The organism is uncultured Chitinophaga sp. (assembly GCF_937874145.1).
Taxonomy (GTDB): domain Bacteria; phylum Bacteroidota; class Bacteroidia; order Chitinophagales; family Chitinophagaceae; genus Chitinophaga.
The window spans coordinates 1-5,507 of sequence record NZ_CALNBI010000327.1 but is presented as its reverse complement, the minus strand read 5'-3'; the positions used below and the strand labels follow the sequence as shown (position 1 = coordinate 5,507).

The 5,507-nt window shown below is 58.4% G+C and carries 4 protein-coding genes and 1 pseudogene; 4 read left to right on the top strand and 1 reads right to left on the bottom strand.

The window, feature by feature from the left end:
* The 3 genes and pseudogenes from Q0510_RS15810 to Q0510_RS15800 all read left to right on the top strand — a co-directional run.
* Window positions 1-681: pseudogene (locus tag Q0510_RS15810) on the top strand (beta-N-acetylhexosaminidase); the annotation flags it as partial.
* 93 nt (window positions 682-774) lie between these two features.
* Complete coding sequence (locus tag Q0510_RS15805; protein ID WP_298713835.1) at window positions 775-1,911, top strand: P1 family peptidase; 1,137 nt, start codon at window positions 775-777, stop codon at window positions 1,909-1,911.
* Window positions 1,908-2,726: an aminotransferase class IV gene (locus Q0510_RS15800; RefSeq protein WP_298713832.1), complete on the top strand. Its 819-nt coding sequence runs from the start codon at window positions 1,908-1,910 to the stop codon at window positions 2,724-2,726. The genes Q0510_RS15805 and Q0510_RS15800 overlap by 4 nt, the downstream gene beginning before the upstream one ends.
* Here Q0510_RS15800 and Q0510_RS15795 read toward each other — a convergent pair whose 3' ends face one another.
* On the bottom strand, window positions 2,727-4,061 hold the full coding sequence (locus tag Q0510_RS15795) for a hypothetical protein (protein WP_298713829.1): 1,335 nt from the start codon (window positions 4,059-4,061) through the stop codon (window positions 2,727-2,729).
* Between the two features lie 367 nt (window positions 4,062-4,428).
* On the opposite strand from Q0510_RS15795, the gene Q0510_RS15790 reads away from it, so the two are divergent.
* A partial coding sequence (locus Q0510_RS15790; RefSeq protein ID WP_298713826.1) for a SusC/RagA family TonB-linked outer membrane protein occupies window positions 4,429-5,507 on the top strand: 1,079 nt, incomplete at its 3' end.

Below are 5,507 nucleotides of genomic sequence, written 5' to 3'. Positions count from 1 at the left end.
TGGAAAGGCGGCGGCACACCAGGCATCAAAGTAGCGATAGGGCCGGAGATCGCAGCGGAATTCGCTGCGTTCGAACAGCGGCTGATGGCGCATAAATTGCAATATTTTGAGGGAATGCCTTTTACCTACTTCCCGCAAAGCGGCCAGCAGTGGCAGTTGTACGGTCCGTTTGCCAACGCCGGCAATACCGCGCAGGAATTCGACACGGCTGGTGTTCGTCCTTCACTTACCGCCACTGGCGGCACGGTGATCCTCCGCCATTGGTGGGCTCCGAACCTGCAGGGCGTGCTGGCTGATCCCGCAGAAAACACCACCTGGTACGCCTCCACCCGCATCTGGAGCGACGTTGACGGCGAAACTGACTGCTGGATAGGATTCCACGACTTCTCCCGCTCCCACGCTTCCCTGCCCCCTATCGCCGGGCAATGGGACAACCGGGGCAGCAGCATCCGCGTGAACGGCACGCTCATCCCGCCGCCGGTCTGGGAAAGCGCGGGCAAAACCATCAACCTCGAAACAGCTTACACCAACGAAGGATATGCCTACCGCGCCCCTACGAAAGTGCGCCTCCAAAAAGGCTGGAACACCGTAGCCGTGAAGGCGCCCGTAGCCTCGTTCAAAGGCCGCGACTGGCAGAACCCGGTGAAATGGATGTTCACCTTCGTGCCCTGCCGTAATTAAAACGAACTTATCATCTTATGCCAACGCCTCCGGAAACGGGGGCGTTGGCGTTTCAGGGATACATGGCCGGGGGAAAATCATTATCATTGTAATATGTTCCATCGTTCAGCCATCATTGCCTTTTTGCTGCTCCCCGGCGCGCTGCAGGCGCAGGAGCGCAAACGCGCGCGGGATTACGGCATCCGCATTGGCGTGATGCAGCCCGGCACGCTCAACGCCATCACCGATGTGCGCGGCGTGAAGATCGGGCATACCACGCTCGTAAAAGGCGATTCCATCCGGACGGGCGTTACCGCTATCATTCCCGCGGAAGGCAACCTGTTCCAACAGAAAGTACCGGCGGCGATTTTCGTCGGCAACGGATTCGGCAAACTCGCCGGTATCACGCAGGTGAATGAACTGGGCAACCTGGAAACGCCGATTGTATTGACAAATACGCTCAGCGTTCCCATAGCCATGCAGGCCCTGGCCGGGCTTGCGCTCGCCGAAAAAGGGAACGAAAATGTGCGGTCGGTGAATGCGGTGGTGGGAGAAACAAATGATGGCTACCTGAACGATATCCGTGGCCGGCATGTAACCGTCGAAGATGTGAATAGTGCCGTGCAATCCGCTGCCGCGGGAAAAGTGGCGGAAGGAAATGTTGGCGCAGGAACGGGAACGATCTGCTTCGGGTTTAAAGGCGGCATCGGCACCGCTTCCCGGAAACTGCCAGCCAGTTTGGGCGGGTACACGGTTGGGGTGATCGTGCAAAGCAATTTCGGCGGGGTGCTGTCGATAGACGGCGCGCCTGTGGGCAGGGAGCTCGGCAAGTTCGATTTCAGCAATCATTTATTGAATAATGCCGACGGCTCCTGCATGATCGTAGTGGCGACAGACGCGCCCATCGACCACCGGAACCTCATGCGCCTGGCCAGCCGCGCCATGCTGGGGCTCGGCAAAACGGGCGGCATCGCTTCCAACGGGAGCGGCGATTATGTGATCGCGTTCTCCACCGCCGAAGGGCTCCGCATCCCGCACAGCGGCAACCAGCCCCATCAAACAGTGACGCTGCTGCAAAACGACGCCATGTCGCCGCTGTTCATGGCCGCCATCGAAGCCACGGAAGAAGCCATCATTAATTCCCTGCTGATGGCCGCCTCCGCAAAAGGCCGCAATGGCAACGCAGTGGAAGCGCTACCTTTGCATCAGGTACTACCCATTCTCCAAAAATATAACCGTTTGCAACCATGAGCCATGCCATCATCAACGGCGCCATTGTTCCGGAAAACGAAGCCAGGGTGCTGATCTCCGATTTGTCGATCCAGCGCGGATATGGCATTTTCGATTACTTCCGCGCCCGAGCCGGGCAACCGGTCTTCCTTGAAGATCACCTCGACCGGTTTTACCATTCCGCATCGGTGATGCGGCTGACGCCGGAAACAGACCGCGAAAGGTTGAAACATTTGCTGACAGAATTGATTGAAATCAATGGCGCCCCCCATGCCGGGGTCCGCATCACGCTTACCGGCGGTTACTCCGAAAACGGGTATACACCAGCCACCCCTAACCTGCTTATCACACTGGCCCCCTACCACTACGATCCCGCCAGTTTCGACAAAGGCATCCATCTCGTGACGCACGACTACCAGCGCCAGCTGCCCGAAGTCAAAACCATCGACTATCTCCAGGCCATCTACCTGCAACCCTTTATCCGCGAACACCAGGCCGACGATGTGCTGTATCACCAAAACGGTTCCGTCCGCGAGTGCCCCCGCGCCAACTTCTGGGCCGTAACGGAAAACGGGGAGCTTATCACCCCGGCCGACCGCGTCCTCAAAGGCATCACGCGTAAAAAGATCCTGTCGATGACCGATCTCCGCCCCACCGAGGCCACGCTGCCGCTTTCGGCGCTCGCCACGGCGCGCGAAGCCTTCATCACCAGCACCACCAAAATCGTGACGCCGGTGCTGCAAATCGACGGGAGGCCCGTTGGCACCGGGGAACCCGGGCCGGTCGCGAAAGAGATTTATACGCGATTATTGGAAATGCGGGGCGGGTTTGAGTGATTAGAGCCTGACACCATCCTCAAACACCACATCCCCATCCACATTCTTCAATTCCACCTGCTGAATGGAACCGATGCCTGCGAAGGATATCCGGATGCCGTATAGCTTTCCGATGGGTTGATCGTATGCGATGCTATAAAGGGGCTTATCGTTGACGGTGAGCTCGGCGTGCCGGTCTTTCACGCGCAGGTGCACGGTGCCGCCGTTGGTGAGATCCGTGCCCACGGGGCTCAGATCCTCTTGCCGGCCGTCGATCCGCTTCTCGGAAAAGACCAGGTGCGCCCAGGATACGCAGCCCGGTTTCATCAATAATATTTCATGCCGCGATTTTTCGCCGTACAGGGCAATGATCACCTGCGAACAGCGGATCCCCGGCCGCAGGGCCGACGTGGCCAGCCGGGCATTCAACTCGAAATCGTCGCCCGTCACGTCCCACTCCTGCGTATTCACGTAATCCACCAGGAACGTATGCAAGGTATCCACCCCCGATGCCAGCAGTTCCCGCGGTGACGCCGACATGCCTGCCGGCCCGAACGCAGGCGCCCGCAACGGGTACACCCTCGTGGTATCCAGGTACGACCAGGCGGTGGCAGTCCACCCATTTGTTTTGAGGTATACGGCCATCGTGTCTACAGGGCGGTTCTTATAATGCAAAACGGCATAATACCGCGCGGGCATTTCATAATAATGGGTGAGCACCGCACCGGGCCGGATGGGCTGGGTGCGCGCGCGGTCGCCGAAAGCGATGTGGAAGGCGCTGCTGTCGCCTTTAAAATTCTCCGGCAGCTGGATGCGAAAAACGGCGGAATGCGGATTGCCGCCCACGGGATTGCTGCATATGAGTTTGGCGGCTACGCCGGGCTCCGGGGCATTGCGCATTTTCTTCACCCACTGCCATCCGAAGATCGCGCAGGCGCCGGCCATCAGTAGCAGCGCGGGCCACCAGCTGATCAGGGGCGCCCGGGGTTGGGGGAGTTTGGTGGGCGGGCCTGGTATTTCTTCCGCACGCGCTTCGCCAGTACGTGCCGGGCGCGGGTGCTTCTCCACGAAATCATCCCAATCTACAAACCCGGCATATTGCGCCAGGCCGTCGCGCGTGGCCTTCTGGGGATAATACCGCTCCGTCGTCTTCAACTTGCCGAAAATCCTTTTTAGGGTGCTCGGGCTTAGCTGGATCTCCGTATGCCGGCTCAGGATGCTGCTCAAGCGCAGGTAATCGCCATTCGTCCACGACCCGATTTCCGGATTGCCGAAATTGCCGGCTACATACCGGCACACCATATCTAAATGATAAAACGATTCCTTGTGTTCGTACTGTTCCATCCCAATCGCCATAGGCAGGCTTGCATTTGTAGTTGGTTGAGCGGACCGTGGCGCCCGTTGCGGCCAAAGATAATTTACTTTTCCAAATATGAAACTGCCGCCGGTTTTAAATCGGTTGCAATACGATCAGTACCCCGCCACATCCCTCCCCTACATGATTACTTGCGGTAAAAAAGCAGTATTCCCTTGTTCATTTTACATCTTTCCTATTTTATTAAAAATTGATTTTCACTATGTTAACCTGTTCAAAGTTTTGATTGGGGAATGACCAGCCGTAAACTTGGCGACAGCCGCCACCTGCTTTTACATTTGTTTCCATCGCTTCAATCACGTCTTTCCGCCCATTGCGGAATTCACCAAAATCAACAGTTCCAGGATTATGAAAAAGCAATTCCTCTTCCTTTGCGCCGTGCTATTGCTGGCCGTCAGGCTGGCTGGCCAGGACCGGCAGGTCAAAGGCACGGTGACCGACGCCGCCAGCAAAACGCCCTTACCCGGCGCCACCGTCGCCGTACCGGGTACACCGGCCGGTACCACCACCGACAACAACGGACAATTCACGCTCCGCCTTCCCGCCGGGGCAAACAAGATCACCGTGTCGATGCTCAACTATCTTTCCCAGACGCTCGATGTAACGGCGGGCCAGGCTATCGAGGTATCCCTCAGCAGCAACTCGCGCGACCTGGAGGAAACCGTGGTGGTGGGTTACGGCCGCCAGCGGAAGAAAGACCTCACGGGCTCGGTAGCCACCATCAGCGCCAAAGACGTGGGCGGCAGGCAGACGCTGAAGGTCTCCGACGCCCTGCAGGGCGCCATGTCCGGCGTGTCCGTGACGCGCAGCAGCGGCTCCCCCGGCGGCGGTTCCACCATCCTCATCCGCGGCATCACCACCATCGGCACCAACGGCCCGCTCGTGATCGTCGACGGAGTGCCCGTTTCCAGCGTGGATAACGTCAACCCCAACGATGTGGAAAGCCTTTCCGTCCTCAAAGACGCCGCTTCCGCCGCCATTTACGGCTCCCGCGGTGCGGCCGGCGTAATCCTCATCACCACCAAACGCGCCAGCTCGGGCAGGCCCAGCCTCGAATACAATTACGAATACGGCATCCAGAAACCCACGCAACTGCCCGAATTCGTGGGGCCCCAGGATTACATGCGCTATTTCAATGAACAGGCCATGAACGACGGCGCCGCCTCCGGGGCTTATCCCGACGCTTTCATCAATTCGTACCTCGACAGCAACCGCGTCAACCCGGACGAATTCCCCGTCACAGACTGGCAGCGAAGCCTCATGAAGCGTACTGCGCCGCGGCAACGCCACGAGATCGTGTTCACTTCCGGCACCGACAAGCTGAAGACCAAAGCCTCGCTCGGCTATTCCAAAGCCGGCGCTTTTTATGATAATTACAATTTCGACCGGTACCTGCTGCGCGTGAACAACGACCTGCAGATCACGTC